The 22,267-nt window shown below is 67.0% G+C and carries 22 protein-coding genes; 9 read left to right on the top strand and 13 right to left on the bottom strand.

Going from position 1 to position 22,267, the window contains the following annotated elements; all coding sequences use genetic code 11:
* The first annotated feature begins 1 nt into the window (after position 1).
* Positions 2–1,345, top strand: a complete 1,344-nt coding sequence (locus tag E0T84_RS11765; RefSeq protein WP_171054993.1) for a coenzyme F420-0:L-glutamate ligase — start codon at positions 2–4, stop codon at positions 1,343–1,345.
* Positions 1,342–1,887 (top strand): NUDIX hydrolase, encoded by a 546-nt coding sequence (locus tag E0T84_RS11760; protein ID WP_070947044.1) that lies wholly within the window; start codon positions 1,342–1,344, stop codon positions 1,885–1,887. The genes E0T84_RS11765 and E0T84_RS11760 overlap by 4 nt, the downstream gene beginning before the upstream one ends.
* A 9-nt stretch (positions 1,888–1,896) precedes the next feature.
* Here the strand turns inward: E0T84_RS11760 and E0T84_RS11755 are convergent, their stop codons facing one another.
* Genes E0T84_RS11755 through rfbD form a run of 3 tightly spaced genes read right to left on the bottom strand, consistent with a single transcriptional unit; the run spans position 1,897 to position 4,749 of the window.
* Positions 1,897–2,976 (bottom strand): sugar phosphate nucleotidyltransferase, encoded by a 1,080-nt coding sequence (locus tag E0T84_RS11755; RefSeq protein WP_070187242.1) that lies wholly within the window; start codon positions 2,974–2,976, stop codon positions 1,897–1,899.
* 1 nt (position 2,977) lies between these two features.
* Entirely contained in the window at positions 2,978–3,868 is an 891-nt protein-coding gene (locus E0T84_RS11750) for a glycosyltransferase family 2 protein (RefSeq protein ID WP_070947043.1), read from the bottom strand.
* Entirely contained in the window at positions 3,865–4,749 is an 885-nt protein-coding gene (gene rfbD, locus E0T84_RS11745) for a dTDP-4-dehydrorhamnose reductase (RefSeq protein WP_138744529.1), read from the bottom strand. The genes E0T84_RS11750 and rfbD overlap by 4 nt, the downstream gene beginning before the upstream one ends.
* A 66-nt stretch (positions 4,750–4,815) precedes the next feature.
* Here rfbD and E0T84_RS11740 point away from each other — a divergent pair, with 66 nt between their 5' ends.
* The gene (locus E0T84_RS11740) at positions 4,816–6,297 is read left to right on the top strand and encodes an LCP family protein (RefSeq protein ID WP_070947041.1); all 1,482 of its coding nucleotides are present in this window, start codon (positions 4,816–4,818) and stop codon (positions 6,295–6,297) included.
* 25 nt (positions 6,298–6,322) lie between these two features.
* Positions 6,323–7,039 carry a TIGR03089 family protein gene (locus E0T84_RS11735; RefSeq protein WP_138744528.1) on the top strand — a complete coding sequence of 239 codons (717 nt, stop codon included), beginning with the start codon at positions 6,323–6,325 and terminating at the stop codon, positions 7,037–7,039.
* A 75-nt stretch (positions 7,040–7,114) separates the two neighbouring features.
* Here the strand turns inward: E0T84_RS11735 and E0T84_RS11730 are convergent, their stop codons facing one another.
* Positions 7,115–8,284 (bottom strand): acyl-CoA dehydrogenase, encoded by a 1,170-nt coding sequence (locus E0T84_RS11730; protein WP_070187247.1) that lies wholly within the window; start codon positions 8,282–8,284, stop codon positions 7,115–7,117.
* 121 nt (positions 8,285–8,405) lie between these two features.
* Between E0T84_RS11730 and E0T84_RS11725 the strand changes: the two genes are divergently transcribed.
* The gene (locus tag E0T84_RS11725) at positions 8,406–9,062 is read left to right on the top strand and encodes a TetR/AcrR family transcriptional regulator (protein WP_070947039.1); all 657 of its coding nucleotides are present in this window, start codon (positions 8,406–8,408) and stop codon (positions 9,060–9,062) included.
* Between the two features lies 1 nt (position 9,063).
* Here E0T84_RS11725 and purE read toward each other — a convergent pair whose 3' ends face one another.
* Positions 9,064–9,600: a 5-(carboxyamino)imidazole ribonucleotide mutase gene (gene purE / locus E0T84_RS11720; protein WP_083339438.1), complete on the bottom strand. Its 537-nt coding sequence runs from the start codon at positions 9,598–9,600 to the stop codon at positions 9,064–9,066.
* Positions 9,590–10,834 carry a 5-(carboxyamino)imidazole ribonucleotide synthase gene (locus E0T84_RS11715; protein ID WP_083339437.1) on the bottom strand — a complete coding sequence of 415 codons (1,245 nt, stop codon included), beginning with the start codon at positions 10,832–10,834 and terminating at the stop codon, positions 9,590–9,592. The genes purE and E0T84_RS11715 overlap by 11 nt, the downstream gene beginning before the upstream one ends.
* 122 nt (positions 10,835–10,956) lie before the next feature.
* Here E0T84_RS11715 and E0T84_RS11710 point away from each other — a divergent pair, with 122 nt between their 5' ends.
* Positions 10,957–11,619: a GtrA family protein gene (locus E0T84_RS11710; protein WP_070947037.1), complete on the top strand. Its 663-nt coding sequence runs from the start codon at positions 10,957–10,959 to the stop codon at positions 11,617–11,619.
* Here the strand turns inward: E0T84_RS11710 and E0T84_RS11705 are convergent.
* Genes E0T84_RS11705 through E0T84_RS11680 form a run of 6 tightly spaced genes read right to left on the bottom strand, consistent with a single transcriptional unit; the run spans position 11,574 to position 17,803 of the window.
* The gene (locus E0T84_RS11705; protein WP_138744527.1) at positions 11,574–12,092 is read right to left on the bottom strand and encodes a PH domain-containing protein; all 519 of its coding nucleotides are present in this window, start codon (positions 12,090–12,092) and stop codon (positions 11,574–11,576) included. The two genes, E0T84_RS11710 and E0T84_RS11705, sit on opposite strands and share 46 nt — an antisense overlap.
* A 9-nt stretch (positions 12,093–12,101) precedes the next feature.
* Positions 12,102–12,911, bottom strand: coding sequence for a biotin--[acetyl-CoA-carboxylase] ligase (locus tag E0T84_RS11700; RefSeq protein ID WP_138744526.1), 810 nt, complete (start codon positions 12,909–12,911; stop codon positions 12,102–12,104).
* Between the two features lie 31 nt (positions 12,912–12,942).
* Entirely contained in the window at positions 12,943–14,052 is a 1,110-nt protein-coding gene (locus tag E0T84_RS11695; RefSeq protein ID WP_138744525.1) for a Rieske 2Fe-2S domain-containing protein, read from the bottom strand.
* A complete protein-coding gene (locus E0T84_RS11690) occupies positions 14,045–15,592 on the bottom strand; it encodes an FAD-binding protein (RefSeq protein ID WP_138744524.1) in 1,548 nt (515 codons plus the stop codon). Before E0T84_RS11690 ends, E0T84_RS11695 begins: the two co-directional genes overlap by 8 nt.
* Positions 15,589–17,247: an AMP-binding protein gene (locus tag E0T84_RS11685; RefSeq protein WP_138744523.1), complete on the bottom strand. Its 1,659-nt coding sequence runs from the start codon at positions 17,245–17,247 to the stop codon at positions 15,589–15,591. The genes E0T84_RS11690 and E0T84_RS11685 overlap by 4 nt, the downstream gene beginning before the upstream one ends.
* Positions 17,240–17,803: a nuclear transport factor 2 family protein gene (locus E0T84_RS11680; protein WP_138744522.1), complete on the bottom strand. Its 564-nt coding sequence runs from the start codon at positions 17,801–17,803 to the stop codon at positions 17,240–17,242. Before E0T84_RS11680 ends, E0T84_RS11685 begins: the two co-directional genes overlap by 8 nt.
* Positions 17,804–18,031: 228 nt before the next feature.
* Here E0T84_RS11680 and E0T84_RS11675 point away from each other — a divergent pair, with 228 nt between their 5' ends.
* Positions 18,032–18,913, top strand: coding sequence for a hypothetical protein (locus E0T84_RS11675; protein WP_070947030.1), 882 nt, complete (start codon positions 18,032–18,034; stop codon positions 18,911–18,913).
* Positions 18,914–18,956: 43 nt separating this feature from the next.
* Here E0T84_RS11675 and E0T84_RS11670 read toward each other — a convergent pair whose 3' ends face one another.
* Positions 18,957–20,099, bottom strand: coding sequence for a CdaR family transcriptional regulator (locus tag E0T84_RS11670; protein WP_138744521.1), 1,143 nt, complete (start codon positions 20,097–20,099; stop codon positions 18,957–18,959).
* A gap of 125 nt (positions 20,100–20,224) precedes the next feature.
* On the opposite strand from E0T84_RS11670, the gene E0T84_RS11665 reads away from it, so the two are divergent.
* Together E0T84_RS11665 and E0T84_RS11660 are read left to right on the top strand one after the other, a co-directional pair.
* Positions 20,225–21,853, top strand: coding sequence for an acyl-CoA carboxylase subunit beta (locus E0T84_RS11665; protein ID WP_070947028.1), 1,629 nt, complete (start codon positions 20,225–20,227; stop codon positions 21,851–21,853).
* Positions 21,850–22,137, top strand: coding sequence for an acyl-CoA carboxylase subunit epsilon (locus tag E0T84_RS11660; RefSeq protein ID WP_070947027.1), 288 nt, complete (start codon positions 21,850–21,852; stop codon positions 22,135–22,137). The genes E0T84_RS11665 and E0T84_RS11660 overlap by 4 nt, the downstream gene beginning before the upstream one ends.
* Positions 22,138–22,267: the final 130 nt, after the last annotated feature.

The raw sequence follows: 22,267 nt of genomic DNA, 5'->3' as shown, positions 1-22,267 counted from the left end.
GGTGAGCACCGAGCACGGGTCCGCGGACCGCGTCGAGATCCTGCCCGTACCAGGGCTTCCCGAGTTCCGGCCCGGAGATGACCTGGCCGCCGCCCTCGCCGATGCGACACCGTGGCTGCGCGACGGCGACGTGCTGGTGGTCACGAGCAAGATCGTTTCCAAATGCGAAGGCCGCATCGTCACCGCCCCGTCCGATCCAGAAGACCGGGACACCTTGCGGCGCAAGCTGATCGATGCCGAGGCCGTCCGAGTACTGGCCCGCAAGGGCCGGACCCTCATCACCGAAAACGCCATCGGTCTGGTCCAGGCCGCGGCCGGGGTGGACGGTTCGAACGTCGACTCGAACGAACTGGCCCTGCTGCCGGTGGATCCCGACGGCAGTGCACACGTGCTGCGCGAAGGCCTGCGTGAGCGACTCGGCGTCACCGTCGGTGTCGTGATCACCGATACCATGGGCCGCGCCTGGCGCAACGGTCAAGCCGATTTCGCCATCGGCGCATCCGGACTCACCGTGCTGCACGGGTACGCGGGCGCACGCGACCGGCACGGCAACGAACTGCTAGTCACCGAGGTGGCCGTGGCCGACGAGATCGCGGCCGCAGCTGATCTGGTGAAGGGCAAGCTGACGGCGATCCCGGTCGCGGTGGTGCGCGGACTGGAGTTGGCCGACGACGGGTCGAACGCAGGCACGCTGCTACGGCCCGGCGAGGAGGATCTGTTCTGGCTCGGCACCGCCGAGGCGATCCAGCTGGGACGCAACCAGGCCCAGCTGTTGCGCCGATCGGTGCGAACGTTCTCCGATGAGCCGGTCGATCACGCACTCATCGAAGCCGCAGTCGGCGAAGCCCTCACCGCCCCCGCGCCGCACCACACCCGGCCGGTGCGCTTCGTCTGGGTACAGGACAGCGCCGCCCGCGTGCGACTGTTGGACCGGATGAAGGACAAGTGGCGCGCTGACCTCACCGGTGACGGCCGCGAACCGGAATCCGTCGAACGACGCCTCGACCGCGGCCGAATCCTGTACGACGCACCAGAACTGGTGATCCCGTTCCTGGTACCCGACGGCGCCCACAGTTATCCCGACGCGGCCCGCACACAGGCCGAGCACACCATGTTCACCGTCGCCGTGGGTGCTGCGGTGCAGGCCCTGTTGGTCGCGCTGGCAGTGCGCGAGGTGGGCAGCTGCTGGATCGGCTCGACGATCTTCGCCGGCGATCTGGTACGCGCCGAGCTGGGACTGCCCGCCGACTGGGAACCTTTGGGGGCCATCGCGATCGGCCATCCGGCCGATCCGCTACCGCCACGCGACCCGGTACCCACCGACGGCCTGCTGGTGGTGAAGTGAGCGCCGAGAGTCTGCACGCCTCGGCTGTCGAGCTGCTGACCAATTGGGAGACAACCGATCCCGGCCAGGACACGCTGCGCCATTCAGTGTTGTCGTTTCTGGCCGCCCGCCCCGATGCCTGTCTGCGCGCGTGCGTGCCGGGCCACATCACTGCCTCGGCACTCGTCGTCGACCACACCGGAACCCAGACGCTACTCACCCTGCATCCGCGATTCGGGCGCTGGCTGCAACTCGGCGGGCATTGTGAGGAAACGGATTCCGACGTTCGCGCCGCCGCGCTGCGCGAGGCCACCGAGGAGTCCGGCATCGCCGGGCTGACCATCGACCGGCAACTGGCCGCGCTGCATGTGCATCCGGTGACCTGCTCACTGGGCGTACCGACCCGCCACCTCGACATCCAGTTCGTGGTACGGGCGCCGGCCGGGGCCGCGATCGCTTGCAGCGATGAGTCTTTGGACCTGCGGTGGTGGCCACTGGACGGGTTGCCTGAAGGTACCGACTTCGGCCTTCAGCAACTGGCCCAGACTGCGGTTTCGGCGTGAATCCGGCCCTCAGACGTCGGTGGAATACCGGATACCGCCGTCGGGGATGTTGACCCCCGGCCACACCCTGGCGCCGCGCAACAGTTCGCATCGGGCACCGATGTCGGCCCCGTCGCCGATCACGCCGTCGCGGATCAATGCCCGCGGGCCGATGCGGGCCCCGAAGCCGATGATCGAACGTTCGATCACCGCGCCGGCTTCCACGCGCACCCCGTCGAAGATCACCGCGCCGTCGAGTCGTGCGCCGGCACCGATCTCGGCTCCGCGCCCCACCACGGTGCCGCCGATCAACAAGGCGCCGGGGGCAACCGCGGCACCTTCGTGGACCAGCGACTCGCCACGCTGACCGTTGAGCGCCGGTGACGGTGCGATGCCACGAACCAGATCGGCCGATCCGCGCACGAAGTCGTCCGGGGTGCCCATGTCACGCCAATATGAGGCGTCGACGTAGCCGCACATCTTCAGTCCGCGAGAGAGCACCTCGGGGAAGATCTCGCGTTCGACGGACAGGGCCCGGCCTCGCGGGATCTGGTCGATGACATGCTTTTTGAACACATAGCAGCCGGCATTGATCTGGTCGGTGGGCGGATCCTGGGTCTTCTCCAGGAATGCCGTCACGCGTCCGTCGGCGTCGGTGGGCACACAACCGAATGCACGCGGATCGCTGACGCGCACCAGATGCAGGGTCAGATCGGCCTGGTGAGTGTCATGCGACTCCAGCAGCGCGCTGAGGTCTGCCGCCGAGAGCACGTCGCCGTTGAACACCATGGCCGTGTCGTAGCGCAGTTTGTCCGCCACGTTGGCGATGGCACCACCGGTGCCGAGTGCCTCGGTCTCGGTGACGTATTCGATCTCGAGCCCGAGGTCGGAGCCGTTGCCGAACGCCTCCTCGAAAACCTCGGCCTTGTACGAGGTTCCCATCACCACATGCTTGAGGCCGGCCTCGGCGATCCGGGCCAGCAGATGGGTGAGGAACGGAACGCCCGCCGTCGGCAGCATCGGCTTGGGTGCCGATAATGTCAACGGCCTGAGCCGGGTGCCTCGTCCACCGACGAGGACGACAGCATCCACCTCCGCGGGATTGATCACGTCAGCGCCCTTTCCCCTGCTTACGTCGAGAACTACCGACTACCAGGCCCGCACGTGCCGCCAGCGCGCCCCGAATCGTCCACCGTAACGGCGCCTGCCAGAGCGCCGGGTATCGATCAGCCAGAAAAGTGTAGGTACTGCGGTGATGGGCGGCCAAGTTGCGCGCGGGGTCGCGGCCGGTGGAGTGCCCCTTGTCGTGCAGTACCTCCGCCGACGGCACGTAGACGTTCTGCCAGCCGGTCCGGGCGATCCGGTCACCGAGGTCGACGTCCTCCATATACATGAAGTAGCGCTCGTCGAATCCGCCGACGGCGTCAAAGGCGGCGCGGCGCATCAGCAGGCACGAACCGGACAGCCAGCCGACCTCGCGCTCACTGGGTTCTTGACGATCCTGGCGGTAGGCCGCCGTCCACGGATTCGACTTCCAGAACGGTCCGACGACGGCGTGCATGCCCCCGCGGACCAGGCTGGGCTGATGACGCGCCGACGGGTAGACCGATCCGTCCGGATCGCGCACCATCGGCCCGAGTGCCCCGGCCTGTGGCCAGCGCCGGGCCGCGTCGAGCAACAGGTCGATCGAGCCTGGTCCCCACTGGACGTCCGGGTTGGCGATGATGAAAAATTCCGAGCACTCCGCATCCGATATCTGCTCGGCGCCGCGGTTGACCGCGCTGCCGTAACCCAGGTTGCTGCCGGTGTGGAGCAGACGCACGTTCGGGTAGCGCTTTTCGGCTTGTTCCGGGGCTCCGTCGGTCGAGCCGTTGTCGGCCATGATGACTTTGACCGGCCGATCGGTGGCCAGGGCGAGGGAGGCCAGGAAACGGTCCAGGTGTGCGCCCGGCGAGTACGTCACCGTCACCACAACGAGCGGGCGGGCCGCATCCTCAGTCACGGCGTAGAGGGTAGCGGGCCGGACGGGCGCCCTTTTTCGACCGCTGCCACCAGGGCTTCGCGCCAATCCCGCAGCGGGGTCAGGCCGGCCTCGGCGGACCGGCGCGCGGACAGCACGGTGTAGGTGGGACGGGGCGCCGGCCGCGGATGCCGGTCGCTGCCGACCGGCCGAACCCGCTCCGGATCGGCCCCGATGGCCGCGAAGGTCTCCCGCGCCTGGTCGAACCGGCTGGCCTGGCCGGCGTTGGCGGCATGCAGCACACCGGGCCGCACGCCACCGTCGGCGATCTGCAGCAACGCTGACACCAGATCACCGGTGTAGGTCGGCGATCCGAATTGGTCGGCGACCACGTCCACCGGGCCGTCCCCGGCGGCCAGCCGGCGCATGGTCGCCACGAAATCGGCTCCGTCGCCGCCGCGATAAACCCAGGCGGTGCGGACGACGTATGCGTCGGGTTTGGCGGCCAGTACGGCCTGTTCCCCGGCCAGTTTCGTCTGGCCGTACACGTTGACCGGCCCGGTTTCGTCGTCGACCTCATACGGGGTGTGACGTGTCGCGGACGCGCCGAACACATAGTCGGTCGAGATGTGCACCAGGTGGGCGCGGGCATGCGCGCATACCGTGGCGAGGTTGCCGGGACCGGCGGCGTTGACGGCCAAGGCCTTCTCGCGATCGGTCTCGGCGGCATCCACCTGCGTGTATGCCGCGCAGTTGATCACCACGTCGCCGGGCTCGACGAACCCTCGCACCGTGTCAAAGTTGGTGACATCACATTCGGCAGAAGACAGGGCCAGCACGTCACGCCCTTCGTAGCGGGCCTGATCAGCCAATACCTGCCCGACCATGCCACCGGCCCCGGTGATCACAATCCGTTGCGCCATGCGCCGAGTCTGGCACGCCGGTCTGCGTTACCCGGCTCACGTCCAGGCCGCAAGTAGCCTGGGCAGGTGCCTATCCCCCTCCTACGCTCACTCGCTGTCGCCACGGCGTCGGCCGTGGTGCTCGGAACAGGGGTGGCCTGGACCCAGATCCGCTCCTTTGAATCCGGCATCAACCACATCACATCCGCGGCCCTCGGCGGCGGCGGTGAGGACGGCGCGATCGACATCCTGCTGGTCGGGATGGACAGCCGTACCGATGCCCACGGCAACCCGCTGTCGGCCGAGGAGTTGGAGACACTGCGCGCCGGGGACGACGTCGCGACCAACACCGACACCATCATCCTGATCCGGATTCCCAACAACGGCAGGTCGGCCACCGCCATCTCCATCCCGCGCGATTCGTATGTCGAAGCGCCGGGCTGGGGAAAGATGAAGATCAACGGCGTGTTCGGCGACGTCAAGCTCGACCGGATGAAGCAGCTGGTCGAGGTCGAGGGCGAAGATCCGGCCGTCGCCGAGCCCCAGGCCACCGAGGCCGCCCGCGAGGAACTGATCCAGACCGTCGCCGCGCTCACCGGCGTCACGGTCGACCACTACGCCGAAATCGGACTCCTGGGCTTCGCGCTGATCACCGACGCCCTGGGCGGCGTCAACGTATGCCTGAAAGATGCTGTGTACGAACCGCTTTCGGGCGCCGATTTCCCGGCCGGCTGGCAGAAGCTCAGTGGTCCGCAGGCGCTGAGCTTCGTGCGGCAGCGCCACGACCTCCCGCGCGGTGACCTCGACCGGGTGACCCGTCAGCAGTCGGTGATGGCTTCGCTTGCCCACGAGGTGATCTCCAGCAAGACGCTGTCCAGCCCGGCAACGCTGGGGCGGCTTCAGGATGCCGTGCAGCGCTCGGTGGTGATCTCCGATGGCTGGGACATCATGAACTTCGTCGAACAGCTGCAGAAGCTGGCGGCCGGCAGCGTGGCGTTCGCGACCATCCCGATCGTGCGCGAGGATGGCTGGAGCGACGACGGCATGCAGAGCGTGGTCCGGGTGGATCCCGACCAGGTGCACGAGTGGGTGTCGAGCCTGCTGCAGGACCAGGCCGAGGGCAAGACCGAGCAACTGAGCTACTCCCCCGAGAACACCACCGTCGAGGTGGTCAACGCCACCGACATCAACGGCCTGGCGGCCGCGGTGTCCCAGGTACTGGGCAACAAGGGCTTCGTTCCCGGCGCCACCGGCAACCACGAGGGCCCTCCGCCGGCATCCAGCCAGGTGCTGGCCGCCAAGAGCGACGACCTCGGCGCGCAGGCCGTATCGAAGGACCTCGGCGGGCTGCCGGTCAACGAGGACTCGACGCTGCCGCCGGGTGCGGTCCGAGTGGTGCTGGCGGCCGATTACACCGGGCCCGGATCCGACGGGATGGATCCGTCCGCGGGCATCGTGGATCCGGCTGCGGCCGGCGACACCTACAGCGACACCGGCGATGCGAGCCCGCCACCACCGCCGTCGCCGATCCTCAACGCAGGTTCTGACGATCCCAAGTGTGTGAACTGATCGTCCTCGAGTAAAACCAAGGGCTATGAGCACACTCAGCGCCGCGGTGCTGGACCCGTTGTTGACAGCGGATCCAGCCGGCCCACGGATCACCTATTACGACGACGCGACCGGTGAGCGGATCGAGTTGTCGGCGGTGACCATGGCCAATTGGGCCGCCAAGACCGCCAACCTGTTGCGCGACGAGATGGGCGCCGGCCCGGGCACGCGGGTGGCGGTGCTGCTGCCCGCGCACTGGCAGACCGCCGCGGTGCTGTTCGGGGTCTGGTGGATCGGTAGTGAAGTGGTGTTGGGCGGTGGTTCCGACAATTCCGCCGACATGGCCCTGTGCACGCGAGATCGGCTCGATGAGGCCGACGACGCGGTCTCGGGCGGCGAGGTCGCGGTGCTGTCGCTGGACCCGTTCGGCAAGCCGGCCCCGGATCTACCCATCGGCGTCACCGACTACGCCACCGCAGTGCGGGTACACGGCGACCAGATCGTGCCCGAACGTGTTCCTGGCCCGGCGTTGGCCGGACAATCGGTCGCCGAGGTACTGAAATCGGCCCAGAATGCCGCTGCGGCACATGGTTTCACCGGTTCCGACCGAGTGCTCTCCACCGCATCCTGGAGCACCCCCGACGAGCTCGTCGAGAACCTGATCGCCGTGTTCGTCGCGGGTGCGTCACTGGTGCAGGTGGCCAATCCCGATGCCGGCGCACAGGAACGGCGCCGGGAGACCGAGAAGGTCACGCGCGGCTGAGTTTTCTATGCCGAACAGACACAAACCCGTACCTTTTTCCGTGAAAAGGTACGGGTTTGCGTCTGCTCGCGGGAATTACTTGAGCAGGGCGCGGCTCATGACCACGCGCTGAATCTGGTTGGTGCCCTCGTAGATCTGGGTGATCTTGGCGTCCCGCATCATCCGCTCGACCGGGAAGTCCACGGTGTAGCCCGCGCCGCCGAACAGCTGTACCGCGTCGGTGGTGACCTCCATGGCCACATCGGAGGCCAGGCATTTGCTCGCCGCCGAGATGAAACCGAGGTTGCCTTCACCGCGCTCGGCCCGCGCCGCAGCCGAGTACACCATCAACCGGGCCGCTTCGACCTTCATCGCCATGTCGGCGAGCATGAACTGCACGCCCTGGTTGTCGCTGATCGGACGACCGAACTGCTTGCGGTCCTTGGTGTATGCGATCGCCGCGTCCAGCGCCCCCTGGGCGATACCGACGGCCTGCGCGCCGATCGTCGGGCGGGTGTGGTCCAGGGTCGCCAACGCGGTCTTGAAACCGGTTCCGGGCTCACCGATGATCCGGTCACCCGGGATGCGGCAGTTCTCGAAGTAGAGCTCGGTGGTCGGGCTGCCCTTGATGCCGAGCTTGCGCTCCTTGGGGCCGACGGTGAAGCCCTCGTCGTCCTTGTGCACGACGAACGCCGAGATGCCGTTGGCACCCTTGTCGGGATCGGTCACGGCCATCACGGTGTACCAGGTCGACTTGCCGCCGTTGGTGATCCAGCACTTGGTGCCGTTGAGAATCCAGTCGTCGCCGTCGGCCTTGGCGCGGGTCCGCATGCCGGCCGCGTCGCTGCCCGCCTCACGCTCGGACAACGCGTAGGAGGCCATCGCCTCGCCGGAGGCCAGCGACGGCAGCACCTGCTTCTTGAGCTCATCGGAGCCGCGCAGGATCAGGCCCATCGTGCCGAGCTTGTTGACCGCCGGGATCAGTGAGGCCGAGCAGTCCACCCGGGCCACTTCCTCGATCACGATGCAGGCCGCGACCGAGTCTGCACCCTGGCCGCCGTACTCCTCGGGCACGTGGATCGCGTTGAAACCCGAGGCGTTCAGGGCCTGCAGGGCTTCTTCCGGGAAGCGCGCGTTCTCGTCGACGTCGGCGGCGTACGGAGCGATTTCCTTCTCCGCCAGCGCCCGGATCGCCGCGCGGAGCTCCTGGTGCTCCTCCGGCAGCTGAAATAGATCGAAAGATGGGTTACCGCCCCAGCCAGCCATGATCTTCTCCTTAACTCTCTTGGTTCAATCGTGCCCGGACTGCACATCGAGTACATCGCCCTGCTACTTTTGGTACTCAGTACCATACCATCGGCACTCAGTACCCGAGGAGGTGCGCCCAATGCCCGACCTACCCAGCACCCGGGAGCGTCTGGTGAGCGCCGCATTCGATCTGTTCGAAGAACGTGGCTATGAGGCCGCCAGCGTCGATGACATCGCGGCCCGGGCAGGGGTGGGACGCACCACCGCGTTTCGTCAGTTCGGGTCGAAAGAGGCGTTGATCTTTCCCGATCACGAGGCGTTGCTGCGCCGTGCCGACGAGAGATTGTCGGCGGCCTCGCCCGATGCGCTACCCGCCGAAGTCATCGCGGTGGCAACGACGTCGGTATTCGAGAACTATCTCGCCGAGGGCGAGCGGGCCCGGACGCGGTATCGGCTCACCCGTTCGGTGCCGGCCCTGCGTGATTTCGAAACGGCCGTGGTGTCGCGGTATGTCCGGCTGTTCACCAAACACCTGCGGGCCGCGCAGTCCGGGGATTGGACGGCGGACCTGCGCGCCGAACTATTCGCCAACGCCGTCGTCGCCGCGCACAACCACGTTCTGCGCCGATGGCTGCGCGGCGACTCGCCCAGCCCACGGTCGGACCTGGCCCAGGCGCTTGCCGCAACCTGGCCGATCTACCGCGGCAGTAGCGGCCGCACCGCGGTCGTGGTGATGTCGACCGATGAACCGATCGAATCCCTTACGCCGCGCATTCGCGAGCTGATCGGCGAGTGACTCAGCCGGCGTCGGAGCCGTCGCCCAACAGGCGATCACGCAACGCCGCGTCCTTGGCCAACACCATGGTTTCCAGGTCAGCCTGAAATTTCACCATCCGCGCCTGCAGTGCGGCATCGGCCGAACCCAGGATCCGCACCGCCAGCAGGCCCGCATTACGTGCTCCGCCAATCGAAACCGTGGCCACCGGAACGCCGGCGGGCATCTGCACGATGGACAGCAGCGAGTCCATGCCGTCGAGGCGGGCCAGCGGCACCGGCACCCCGATCACCGGGAGCGCGGTGGCAGAGGCCACCATGCCGGGTAGGTGCGCAGCTCCTCCTGCTCCGGCGATGATCACCTCGACACCCCGGCCCGCGGCGCTCTTGGCGTAGTCGAGCATGCGTTGCGGGGTGCGGTGCGCCGAGACCACACCCACCTCGAACGGCACCTCGAACTCGGCGAGCGCATCGGCCGCGTCGGACATCACCGACCAGTCGCTGTCGCTGCCCATGATGAGTCCGACCCTCGGGCCGGATCCGTTTGCGCTAGCCGCCATGTTCATCCCATCCGTCGGTCCACTCGCCGTGCGACAACCAGTGCGCGGCCCGCACCGCACGCTCGCGGAGTTCGTCCATATCCGTGCCGATGATGTTGACGTGCCCCAGTTTTCGGCCGGGCCGTTCGCCCTTGCCGTACAGGTGCACCTTCGCGTCGGGGATCCGCGCGAACAGGTGGTGCAGCCGCTCGTCCATCGACATCGTCGGGGTCTGCGGCGCGCCGAGCACATTGGCCATCACGGCCGCGGGTGCAATGGCCGACGTGTCGCCGAGCGGGTAATCCAAGACCGCCCGCAGATGCTGTTCGAACTGGCTGGTGACCGCGCCGTCCATGGTCCAGTGCCCGGAGTTGTGCGGACGCATGGCCAATTCGTTGACCAGCAGTGTGCCGTCGACGGTCTCGAACAGCTCCACGGCCAGCACTCCGACCACACCCAGCTCGTTGGCCACTCTCAGGCCGAGTTCCTGTGCGGCCGAACCGGTTTCGTCGGACAATCCGGGCGCCGGGGCATACACCTCGACGCAGATGCCGTCGCGCTGCACGGTTTCGACCACGGGCCAGGCCGCGCCCTGTCCGAACGGTGAGCGTGCCACCAGCGCGGCCAGCTCGCGCCGCATCGCGACACGCTCCTCGGCGAGCACGGGCACGCCGTCGGCCAGGTAACCGGCCACAACCTCTCGGGCGGCCGCCAGGTCGTCGGCCATCACCACGCCCTTGCCGTCGTAGCCTCCGCGCACGGTCTTGATCACCACCGGACCGTCGACCTGCCGCACGAACTCCTCGACGTCGGAAACCGAGGTGATCTCGGCGAAGCGTGGCACCGGGGCTCCCAAACTATGCAGTTTGCGACGCATGAGCAGCTTGTCCTGGGCATGCACCAGGGCCTGCGGCGGCGGGTTGACCGTCACCCCTTCAGCCACGAGGGTCTCGAGGTGCTCGGTGGGTACGTGTTCGTGATCGAACGTCAGCACCGCTGCGCCGTCCGCCGCCCGACGCAATGCGTCCAGGTCGGTGTGCGAACCGATGACGACATCCGGAGTGACCTGCGCGGCGGATTCATCCGACCCAGCGGACAGCACCCGCAGGGTCTGCCCGAGCGCGATCGCCGCCTGGTGCGTCATCCTCGCGAGCTGGCCTCCGCCGATCATCGCCACTACAGGCGACGCCCCGCTCGCGGGGGTGGAATTCCGTCCGCTCGCGGGCGAAGGCGGCTTATTGGGAGTTGTCGGCACGCTCCTATGTTGTCATGCGCGGATTCATGTCCTCGTCATGACCGGCGCATTGACCTGCGGTTAAGCTCCAAGGTCCGCAGCGATGCGGCATCGGCACCCGCATTTACGTACACTGCCTAGCTGTGTCCTTCGCCGATGCGACAATCGCTCGATTGCCGCGATTCGTTCGTCCCTACGCCGAGCGGCATCACGAGCTGATCAAGTTCGCGATCGTCGGCGCGACGACGTTTGTCATCGATTCGGCGATCTTCTACACCCTCAAGCTCACGGTGCTCGAGCCCAAGCCGGTCACCGCCAAGATCATCGCCGGCATCGTCGCCGTCATCGCCTCCTACATCCTCAACCGGGAATGGAGCTTCCAGAACCGCGGCGGCCGCGAGCGCCACCACGAGGCCCTGCTGTTCTTCGCGTTCAGCGGCGTGGGCGTGATGCTGTCGATGCTGCCGCTGTATTTCTCCAGCTACGTACTGGGACTCCGCGTTCCGGAAGTGTCGCTGACGGTGGAGAACATCGCCGACTTCATCTCGGCCTACATCCTGGGCAATCTGCTGCAGATGGCGTTCCGGTTCTGGGCATTCCGCCGCTGGGTGTTCCCCGACGAGTTCGTCGACAAGCCCGATCTGGCGCTGGAGTCCACTCTCACCGGCGGTGGTTTCGTCGAGGCTTTCGAGGATCATGCCGAGCGCAAGTCCGCCACGGTGACACCGCTGCGGCGGCCGATCCGCCGGGCGAAAGCCCGTCAGCTCGGCGACTCTTCAGACCCCAGGGTGTCGAAGACTTCGTGATACAGCAGTGAGTGCACCTGCTCCACACGCGGAATGTCGTTGAATTCCAGGGGATCCTGCGACGCCGATTCGATGATCAGCGTGCCGGTGCGCAACATGCGGTCGGTCAACCCATGCCGGAACTCGACGCTGTTGATCCGCGCGAGCGGGATGTCGATGCCCGAGCGGGTCAACAGGCCATGGCGGAACATCACCCGCCGGTCGGTGATGACGAAGTGCGTGGTCCACCAGGTCAGGAACGGCCAGACCGTGAGCCAGCCGACGACGATGAGCCAGATCGCCCCGATCACGATGAACAGCACATTCTTGGCGGTCGTCTGCCAGTCCGTGGCGTTGACCACCGCAGCGACGAACGCCGATGCCGCGCTGGCCAGGACCAGGACCAGGACCGCGCCGATCAGACGTTTCCAGTGCGGATGCCGATGCAGCACCACCTGCTCGTCGTTGGCCAGCACATTCTCCGGGTAACCCACGGCAGCACTCTACGGCCCATCTGACCGCAGGTGCGTGATGTCACCGGCCGACACCGTGGCCCGTTCGGTGCCGGTGTCGATGATCAGCCGCCCGATAGCGTCGACGTCGACGGCCGTGCCCACCAGCTCGTTGTCCCCCGGCAGGATTGCGCGGACCCCGCTGCCGATGGTGACGCTGCGTGCACGGTAGTCGGCGGCCAGCTTCGGATCGGAAGCGCGCCAGCCGGCGAACCGCGCGGCCAGGTGCCGGAGCAATGCCTGAGCCAGCGGGTTGCGGTCCACGGTCGCCGCGCCGAGCTGCGACAGCGAGGTGGCGCGCGGGTCCGGGGCCTCCTCGGCGGTCATCGACACATTGAGGCCTACCCCGACCACGACGACCGGTGCCGGCGATGCCACCTCGGCCAGAATTCCCGCGAGTTTCCCGCCCGCCGGGCCGACCAGAACGTCATTCGGCCATTTCAGGCCGACGCGCACACCGGTGACATCGGCGACGGCGTCGACGACGGCGACACCGGTGGCCAGCGGCAGCCAGCCCCACCTGTCCGTCGGCACCCCCGCCGCGTCGACCCCGACCGACAATGCCAACTGCGAACGCGCCGGCGCCGACCACTGCCTGCCATGCCTGCCGCGCCCGGCGCTCTGGTATTCGGCCAGCAACACCGCGCCCGCGATCGCCTCACCGCCGGCTGCGCGGGCCAGCAGGTCGGCATTGGTGGATCCGGTTTCCTCGACGATGTCGAGACGACGCCAGGGCTCCCGCAATCCGGCACGCAGGGATACGACATCGAGCGGCGGGCGGTTCGGCTGGCGATCATCCATGGGCCGTCAGCTTATTCGCACCCGCGGTGGGCTACCGCTTGGCCAGGTTGGCCGCCACCTCCTGATGCCAAAGCTCGTTGGCGTGGGTGGTGTCGACCTCCTGCTCGAACCGGGCCGTCATGTCCGGCGCGACGTCGGCGACATCGACGTAGAACTGCTCGTACCACCGGCGATGGTGGTAGACCGGGCCGTCTTCCTCGGTCAGCAGTGGATTGTCGATGCGTGTCTTGTTCTTCCAGATCTCGACGTCTTCCATGAAGCCGTCCCCGAAAGACCGGCTCATCGCGGCGGCGAGCTTGTCGGCTTTCTCGGCAGGCAACCCGGGATTCCGTTGAACCGCGACACCCCACTGCAACACGAACGAGTCGTGAGTCACCGGGTAGTGACAGTTGATCAGGGCAACCTCCACGGTGAAATCCGGGGCGAGGTCGTTGTGCAGCCAGTTGATCATGTACGCGGGGCCGAAATACGTTGCCTCCGAACGCAGATAGGTGCCGTCCCAGAGTTCGCGGGTGGCATAGTCCGGGCGCGGTTTGGACTCCATGAACTGGCTGGCGGTGTGGCCTTCGATGACGTTCTTGAAGTAGGTCGGGTAGGCGTGGTGAATGTAGAAGAAGTGCGCCATGTCGACGTTGTTGTCGACGATCTCGCGGCAGTGCGAGCCCTCGATGAGGATCGAATTCCACTGCCACGGTGACCAGACACCGTCCTGGTAGCCCTCGATGGTGGGCGGGATCAGCTCGTCGGTCGGGGTTGAGCCTTCCGGGTCGTGCCACACCAGCAGCTGACCGTTGACCTCACAGGTGTGCCATCTGCGGGTGCGCGCCAAACGCGGGGTGCGCTTGGCGTAGGGAACCAGCTTGCACTTTCCGTCGCCACCCCAGCGCCAGTCGTGGAACGGACAGGCCAGGTTGTCCTCCTTGACCGTACCCATCGACAGGTCACCGCCCATGTGCCGGCAGTACGAATCGAGCACGTGCAGTTCGCCGGCGGAGTCGGCATAGACGACGAGCTTGCCGCCGAACGCCTCGATGCCGTGCGGCTGCCCGTCGCGGAACGTGTCGGCGAGCCCGACGCAGTGCCAGCCGCGGGCGAATCGCGTCATCTCCGCGCCGGCGTCGATTTCCCGGATGTCACTCATATGTCTTGCCTAACATGTCTTTGACCGCCAGGTGGCTGAACAGCATGCTGGTTCCGATCGGATTTCCGCCGCCCGGATAGGCGGTGCCGCTCGGGGCGGCCATGGTGTTGCCCGCCGCGTACAGTCCGGCGATCACCTGCCCTTCGGCATCGAGTACCCGGGCCGCGGTATCCGTACGCAACCCGCCCTTGGTGCCGAGGTCGGAGATGCCGAATGCGGCGGCGTGGAACGGGCCTTTCTCGATCGCGACGAGCGGGGACGCGCCGCCGGAGAACGCGCGGTCGTAGGCCTCGTCGCCCCGCCCGAAATCTTCATCGGTGCCGCCGGCGACGAAACCGTTGAAGCGCTCCACCGTGGCGATCAATTTGTCGGCGGGCACACCGATCTTGGTGGCCAGCTCTTCGAGAGTGTCGGCGGTGTGCCACAACCCGGCGTCGACGTATTGCCCAGTGTCGACCATCGAGACGTTGGTGGCCTTGACCGGCGGAACCTCACCCTCACGATCGTCGTAGATCATCCAGAACGGCAACGTCATCGAACCGTCGGCAAGTCGTGGCAGGATCGCCCGGCCGATGCGGTCGTAGGCCGCCGACTCGTTGACGAACCGCGCTCCGTTCTGGTCGACGAAGATTCCGCCGGTGAACCACAGCGCGAAGGCCGAGCGCCCGTCCGGGTGGGTGAGGCCCGGCGACCACCAGGCCTGGTCCATCAGGTCCACGTCGGCGCCGACGGCCATCGCGGCCTGATGCGCGCGTCCCAGGTTGGCCGGCGGCCCCATGGTGTCGCGGGCGACGCCGGGCACACCGTATTCGCGGCGCAGCTCGTCGTTGCCTTCGAAGCCGCCTGCCGCGAGCAGCACGCCGCGGCGGGCCCGGATCGCCTGCCGTTCGCCGTCGGTTTCGACGATCGCACCCGTCACCACGCCGTCCTCGACCACCAACTCGACCAACGGGGTGTTGAGGCGAAGCGAGGAGCTCGGGTACTGCTCAATGGCTTTCAGGAACCGGGCGATCAACGCGCGACCGCCGATGAAGTAGTCATCGGGCTGCTCGGCACCGAGGCGGTCGGCGTCGAGCGGCCCGCGGACCAGCTCGCGCAAGTGCGGAGCTTTCTCCACCTTGAGCGGGCGGGCCGCGATATGGCGTTGTCCGTCGGTCCGGGCCTTGGGCGCCTTGCCGAAGTAGTCCGGCCACGGCATCGGGGCAAACTTCAGATGGTCGTCGGCTTCCAGGTACTCGATCAGCCCGGCACCGCCGCGGACGTAGGTTTCCTGCAGTTCCCGCGGGGTCCGGTCGCCGACGACGGCGTGGTAGTACTCCAACGCGTCCTCGATGGTGTCGTCGGTGCCGGCTCGTCGGAGCACCGGGTTGCACGGGAACCACACCCCGCCGCCACCGGAATACGCTGTGGTGCCGCCGAATTTGTCGCTGGCTTCGACCAGGATCACCGACAGGCCCTCGCGGGCCGCGGTGTAGGCACCCGTCACGCCGCCGCCACCCGATCCGGCGATCAGGACGTCACACTGGTCATCCCACTTCATAGGTAACGCTGCCTCCCATACTGCGCGAACTCGGCGTCCAGCGACTGCTTGTCATCGTCGCTCATGGCCCGATACACGGGTGTTCCGCGTCCCGCCCACCGGTACACCACCTCGTCTGTGTGCCAACGCTGTGTCTGCAGTTCGCGTTTGAGCACCTTGTTCGACCCGGTGACCGGCAGGTTCTTCGACACCCGCAGGAACCGTGGAATTCCCTTGGTGCCCAGGTCTTCCTGGGCGGCCAAGTAGGCCACGAAATCCGCGGCGTCGAAGCCGTCGGGATCGGCCACCTCGATCGCGGCCATCACCTGATCTCCCGAGCGCGGGTCGGGCACCGCGTACACACCGGCGGCCACCACCTCGGGATGGCGACGCAGGACGCGCTCGATGTTCAGTGCCGAGGTGTTTTCACCGTCCACCCGGATCCAGTCGCCACGCCGGCCGGCGAAGTAGATGAACCCGGCCCCGTCGAGGTAGCCGAGATCACCGGTCCAGTACCAGCCGTTGCGGATACGTTCGGCGTTGGCCTCGTCGTTGCGGTAGTAGCCCTCGAAGGTGCGGGTGCCGAGTTTGTCGACGATCTCTCCGACCGCGTCGTCAGGGTTGAGAACACGTCCGTGCTCATCGAGAACCGCTGGCACACAGTCGTTCAGCGATTCGGGGTCGACGATCGCGACACCTTGATGCGCGGGCCTGCCGAGCGCGCCCGGCGGCATGTCCGGGGCCAGCACCACCGCCCCACCGCCTTCGCTGGAGCCGTAACCTTCGAACAATTCGGCGTCGAACCGGCGACGGAACTCGTTCTGGTCATCAGGTGAGGCCTCGGTGCCGAAACCGCGGACCAACGGGTTGTCGGCGTCGTCTGATTGCTCGGGGGTGGCCATCAGGTAGCCGAGTGCCTTGCCCACGTAGGTGAAGAACGTGGCGCCGAAATACCTTACGTCCGGAAGGAATCCGGACGCCGAGAACGAGGGCGTCAGGCATACGGTGGCACCGACCGTCAGCGCCGGCGCCCACAGCGCCATGATGGCGTTGCCGTGGAACAGCGGCATGCAGCAGTACTCCACGTCGTGACGCACGTGGCCGAACTTCTCGGCGGCCGCGTAGCCGATGCGAGCCAGTCGACCCTGGCTGCAGATGACGGCCTTGGAGGCCCCCGTGGTTCCCGAGGTGAACAGCAGCAGCATCAGGGAATCCTCGGTGACCCCAGGGGCGACCGACGGAGTGAGGCGATGCGCGGCGAGCTGTGTTGCATAGTCCGGGCCGTCGACCACCAGAAACCGTTCCGGCGCCAACCCGAGGTCGAGCCCACGCAGACGCTGGGCACCCGCGGTGTCGGTGACGATCAATTGGCAATCGGCTAGCCGGATTTCGGCTGCCATCTCCGCGGCGCCACGGGTCGGGTTGATGCCGACGATGGTCGCCCCGGCCAGCGCGGCACCGCCCAGCCAGAAGACGAAGTCCGGCACGTTGCCCAGCAGGACGCCGATGTGCAACGGGCCGTCGGTGCGCATGGCCTGCGCCAGCGCGCCACGCGCGGCGGATTCGGCGATCACCTCGTCCCACGTCCAGTCCCGGTCACGGGTGCGCAGGCCGAGGTGTTGGTCACCGACCCGATCGAGCAGCAGCGACGCGATATCAGTCCGGACCTCAGGCATGGGCTTGGGCGGCGGCGCGCTTCTGGTCGATGTAGGCCTGCGGCAGGTCTTCCTGGCTCAGCTTGGTCACGCTGACCGGACCGGTCTGATAGGCGTCCTCACCGAGGATGAGGCCGTCGGCGTCGATCGGCCAGTTGATCAGCTGACGGAACAGCAGCAGGTAATCGCCGTCCGGGTCCTCGACGTCGACGCCGATCGCCTGGGCCGCCGCGCCCGGGTAGATCATCTTCATCCAGCCTTCGGTCATCACCAGATCATCATCGACGGCTAGGCGATCGATCTCGAAAACGAGGTGGTTGGCACCGCTGGCCACGAAGGCCTCGTAATAGGCACGCACGCCTTCGGTGGTCTTGGGGCCCATGTCGGCATTGGCATACCAGAAGTGGTAGTCCGGGTTCGGCGCCAAGGTGGCCATGAGCCGTTCCATGTCGGGCTCAGCCTCGGCCTTCATGTGCTCAAGGACGATGCCCAGCACCTCTCGATGCCGCTCGTTGGTGGTGACGGCCAGGCGTTCTTCGACGGGAACCCAGGTCTTGGTCGGATCGATGATGGCCATGTCGGGCCTCCTTGTCTGTTGCGGGCTGCTTCGCAATCTTTGGCCAATCAGGTGATCCCGGTCACCCGCTACACGTCGGTCTATCACGCGAATTCACCCGACGCTCGTCGGGCCCGGCTCGCTTGCGCCGAAAGCAACGCCATGGTCGTTGTGCGGCGCTCCGGGCAGCCATAGCGTTGTTTTCGAGGCGCTCGGGAGCCAGATCACCTCGGTCTGCGTCCAACGAACATGCGAGTTCCGTTCCTCGGGAGTGAAGCCGTGGCGGCCGGTCTTGTCACCCGCGGTCAGTTGCGCAGCCGGTATCGGCCGATCTTTCGCGATGTCTATGTGCCGCGGGAGCATCGGATATGCCTGCGCGACAAGATCACCGGCGCGACATTCGCATCGGCTGACGCAGTCGTCGCCGGCCTCGCCGCCTCCGCGATGCATGGCGCGAGATGGGTGGACGATGATGTCCCGGTCGAACTCATCGCGACGGTGAGACGTCAGCGTGGGCTGATCGTGCGGCGGGAAACCCTGCACGAGGACGAGATCATGACCATCGCGGGCATTCGCGTCACCACGCCCGCCCGCACCATCTTCGACCTCGGCCGTCATCTGCCCACGAATCGCGCGGTCGAGCGAATCGACGCGCTGATGAACGCCTGCCCGGTCTCCCGTGAGGACGTCGCGCTCATCGCGAAGCGCCACTCGGGTGCCAGGGGCATACGCCGGCTGCGGGTGGCGCTGTCACTGGCCGACGCCGGCGGGGAGTCGCCGCCGGAGACGCGGCTGCGAGTGCTGTTCATCAACGCCGGGCTGCCGCGTCCCACAACACAATTCGTGGTCTATGACGAGTCTGGGCAGTATGTGCGCCGGATCGACATGTGCTGGGAGCAGTTCAAGGTCGGGGCCGAGTACGACGGCGAGCAGCACCTCACGAATCGCCGGCAGTATGTCCTCGACATCCAGGTGAACCGGGTACTGCAAAGGCTGGGCTGGCACGTCATCCACGTCGTCAAAGAAGACCGGGGCGAGGACATCGTCGCCCAGGCGCGGGCGGCCCTGCTGTCACGAGGATGGCAACCCGGTCCGCGAAAGCAACGCCACGGCTGTTCGCCGGCGGCGTGAGCGACCACAGCGTTGATCTCGCGACGTCTCCGGACCGGAAGGCCTACAGCAGATCCGCGTCGGCCAGCTCGGCCGACGACATCGCGATCCGCCGGACCATCAGCACCAGCGTGCCCAGGAAGCGGTCCACCGGATCCTCGAAATCCCACCCCATCGCGGCCTGCACCCGCGCCAACCGGGCCGCGACCGTGCTGTGGTGCACGTGCAGTTCGGCGGCCGTCCGCCGCAACGAGCCGTAGACGAAGAACGCCTCGGTGGTCTGCACGTCGAGATCTCCGGCGGGCGTCGCCGCAATCTCGTTGATACGGACCACATCTCGATTGCGTCGGACCCGGTCGATCGGGAGGTCGGCCAGCAGCTCCAGCGAGCTGAGCCGCTCATGAGCCACCACTCGCCTACCGAATCCGGTGGACGACGCGAAGCGCAGCGCACGTACGGCTTCATGCCATGAGGTCGACGCGCTGAACACGCTGCCCACCGATCCGATGCCGATCCACGGGCCCGACGCGGTTCCGGTGTTCACCACCGCCGGGAACTGTTCGACTATGACGCGCTCCAGACGATCCGAAAGCTCGGTCATGTCGAACGATCCCTGGCACACGATCGCGGTGGCGTTGCCGATCACCGCCGACCGCACGGTCGGCGCGGCCAGCTCACCGGTGATGAGGCGGACCGTTTCCCTCGGCGGATGCCCCGATGCCGCCAGCACGCAGGTGGGCCTGTTCTCGTCGAGACCCAAGAGCCGGATCGCCCGGGCGCGGTCCTCGCGGTGTTCTTTGGCCGAGAGCACGACCTCCAGCAGTGCGGGGTCGCCCAGATGCGGGGTCCCGCTCACCCCGGTCCGCGCAGCGAGGCGGACCACCAGTCGCCGCAGCCGATCGAGCAGGACCGCATCCAGCGGATGTCCGGGCCCGTCACGCTGCACCCAGACGACGGTCTCGTCGCCCTCCGGCACCGGCGGGGCCCCGGGTTCGATCGGGTCGAGGCGCCCGGATGCGTCGTAGCGGACGACGGTGCCGCCCGGCCACCGGACACCGACGGGGCATCCGGCGATCAGCGCGGCAAACCGCACGGCCGCGTCGACGTTGACCTCCTGCTCCTCCATCGCGTCGAATTGCGCGACGAGCCGCAGCACCGATGCGGGATCGGTGCCCAGTTCGGACAGCACGAGCGGCCCGGTGGTCATGGTCGAGAGCGTAGGCCCACAGCCTGGCGCGGCGTCAGGCCACAGCACACTGCGCCCACCACAGTGACGCGCGCCACGTCCACCTCTCTTAGACCAGTCTTAGGGTTACCGATAACATCTGACCCATGACGAGCGTTACCGAGCCGTCCGCCGAGCATCAGGTGGACATCCACACCACTGCAGGCAAGCTGGCCGATCTGAAGAGGCGGGCTGAGGAGACGCTGCATCCCGTCGGCGAAGCTGCCGTGGAGAAGGTCCACGCCAAGGGCAAACTGACGGCCCGCGAGCGCATCCTCGCCCTGCTCGATGAGGGGTCGTTCGTTGAACTCGACGCGCTGGCCAAGCACCGCAGCACCAACTTCGGCCTGGAGAGCAACCGGCCGCTGGGCGACGGTGTGATCACCGGCTACGGCACCATCGACGGCCGCGACGTCTGCATCTTCAGCCAGGACGCCACCGTGTTCGGCGGCAGCCTCGGTGAGGTTTACGGCGAGAAGATCGTCAAGGTCCAGGAGCTGGCCATCAAGACCGGCCGCCCGTTGATCGGCATCAACGACGGCGCCGGCGCCCGCATCCAGGAGGGTGTGGTCTCGCTCGGCCTGTACAGCCGGATCTTCCACAACAACATCAAGGCCTCGGGTGTCATCCCGCAGATCTCGCTGATCATGGGCGCCGCGGCCGGTGGCCACGTCTACTCCCCCGCGCTGACCGACTTCGTCGTCATGGTCGACCAGACCAGCCAGATGTTCATCACCGGCCCGGACGTCATCAAGACGGTCACCGGCGAGGACGTCACCATGGAGGAGTTGGGCGGCGCCCACACTCATATGGCCAAGTCCGGCACCGCGCACTACGTCGCCTCCGGCGAGCAGGACGCTTTCGAGTACGTCCGGGACCTGCTGAGCTACCTGCCGCCGAACAACTACGCCGAGCCGCCGCACTACCCGGTGCCGCAGGTGGAGGGCTCGGTCGAGGAGACCCTGACCGACGAGGACATCGAGCTCGACACGCTGATCCCGGATTCCCCGAATCAGCCGTACGACATGCACGAGGTCATCACCCGCATCCTCGACGACGACGAGTTCCTCGAGGTGCAGGCCGGCTACGCGGGCAACATCGTGGTCGGCTTCGGCCGGGTCGACGGGCGCCCGGTCGGCATCGTGGCCAACCAGCCCACCCAGTTCGCCGGCTGCCTCGACATCAACGCCTCGGAGAAGGCCGCCCGGTTCATCCGGACCTGCGACTGCTTCAACATCCCGATCGTCCTGCTGGTCGATGTTCCCGGCTTCCTGCCCGGCACCGACCAGGAGTTCAACGGCATCATCCGGCGCGGCGCCAAGCTGCTCTACGCCTACGGTGAGGCCACGGTCGCCAAAGTCACCGTCATCACCCGCAAGTCCTACGGCGGCGCGTACTGCGTGATGGGTTCCAAGGACATGGGCGCCGACGTGGTCGTCGCCTGGCCGACGGCGCAGATCGCGGTGATGGGCGCTTCGGGCGCGGTGGGCTTCGTGTACCGCCAGCAGCTCAAGGAGGCGGCCAAGGACGGCCAAGATGTCGATGCGCTGCGTCTGGAGTTGCAGCAGACCTACGAGGACACGCTGGTCAACCCGTACATCGCGGCCGAGCGCGGCTACGTCGACGCGGTCATCCCGCCGTCGCACACCCGCGGCTACGTGGCCAACGCACTGCGGCTGCTGGAGCGCAAGATCATCCAGATGCCGCCGAAGAAGCACGGGAACATTCCACTGTGAGCGCGGCGAACGATTCAGCTGCTGTGAGTGACGCCGTTACCGAGACCGAGGCTCAGGACGAGCCGAAGACCGACCACGAGGCCCACATCAAGGTGCTGCGCGGTGAGCCCACCGATGAGGAGATGGCCGCGCTGATGGCTGTCCTCAGCAGTGCAGGCGGCGGTGCCGAGGAACCCGTGGTGCGTGACCGCAACATGTGGGGACACCCGGTGGACAAGTTGCGCTACTCGATCTTCAGCTGGCAGCGGGTGACCCTCCTCGAGCGCACCCACATGCGGCGCTAGTGACAATGCCGCGCAGTTAGCGTGGGTGGCCCGTTGTCAACCGTCGAGGATCTCGATGGTGATGCTGGTTGTGTAGTTGGTGCGGTCGATGGTGCCTTTGGCTCGGTGCTTGGAGATGGCGCGCTTGACG

Origin of the sequence: Mycobacterium sp. DBP42, from assembly GCF_005924235.1 — a bacterium.
GTDB classification, from domain to species: domain Bacteria; phylum Actinomycetota; class Actinomycetes; order Mycobacteriales; family Mycobacteriaceae; genus Mycobacterium; species Mycobacterium syngnathidarum.
This window is presented reverse-complemented; position numbering and strand designations above follow the sequence as displayed.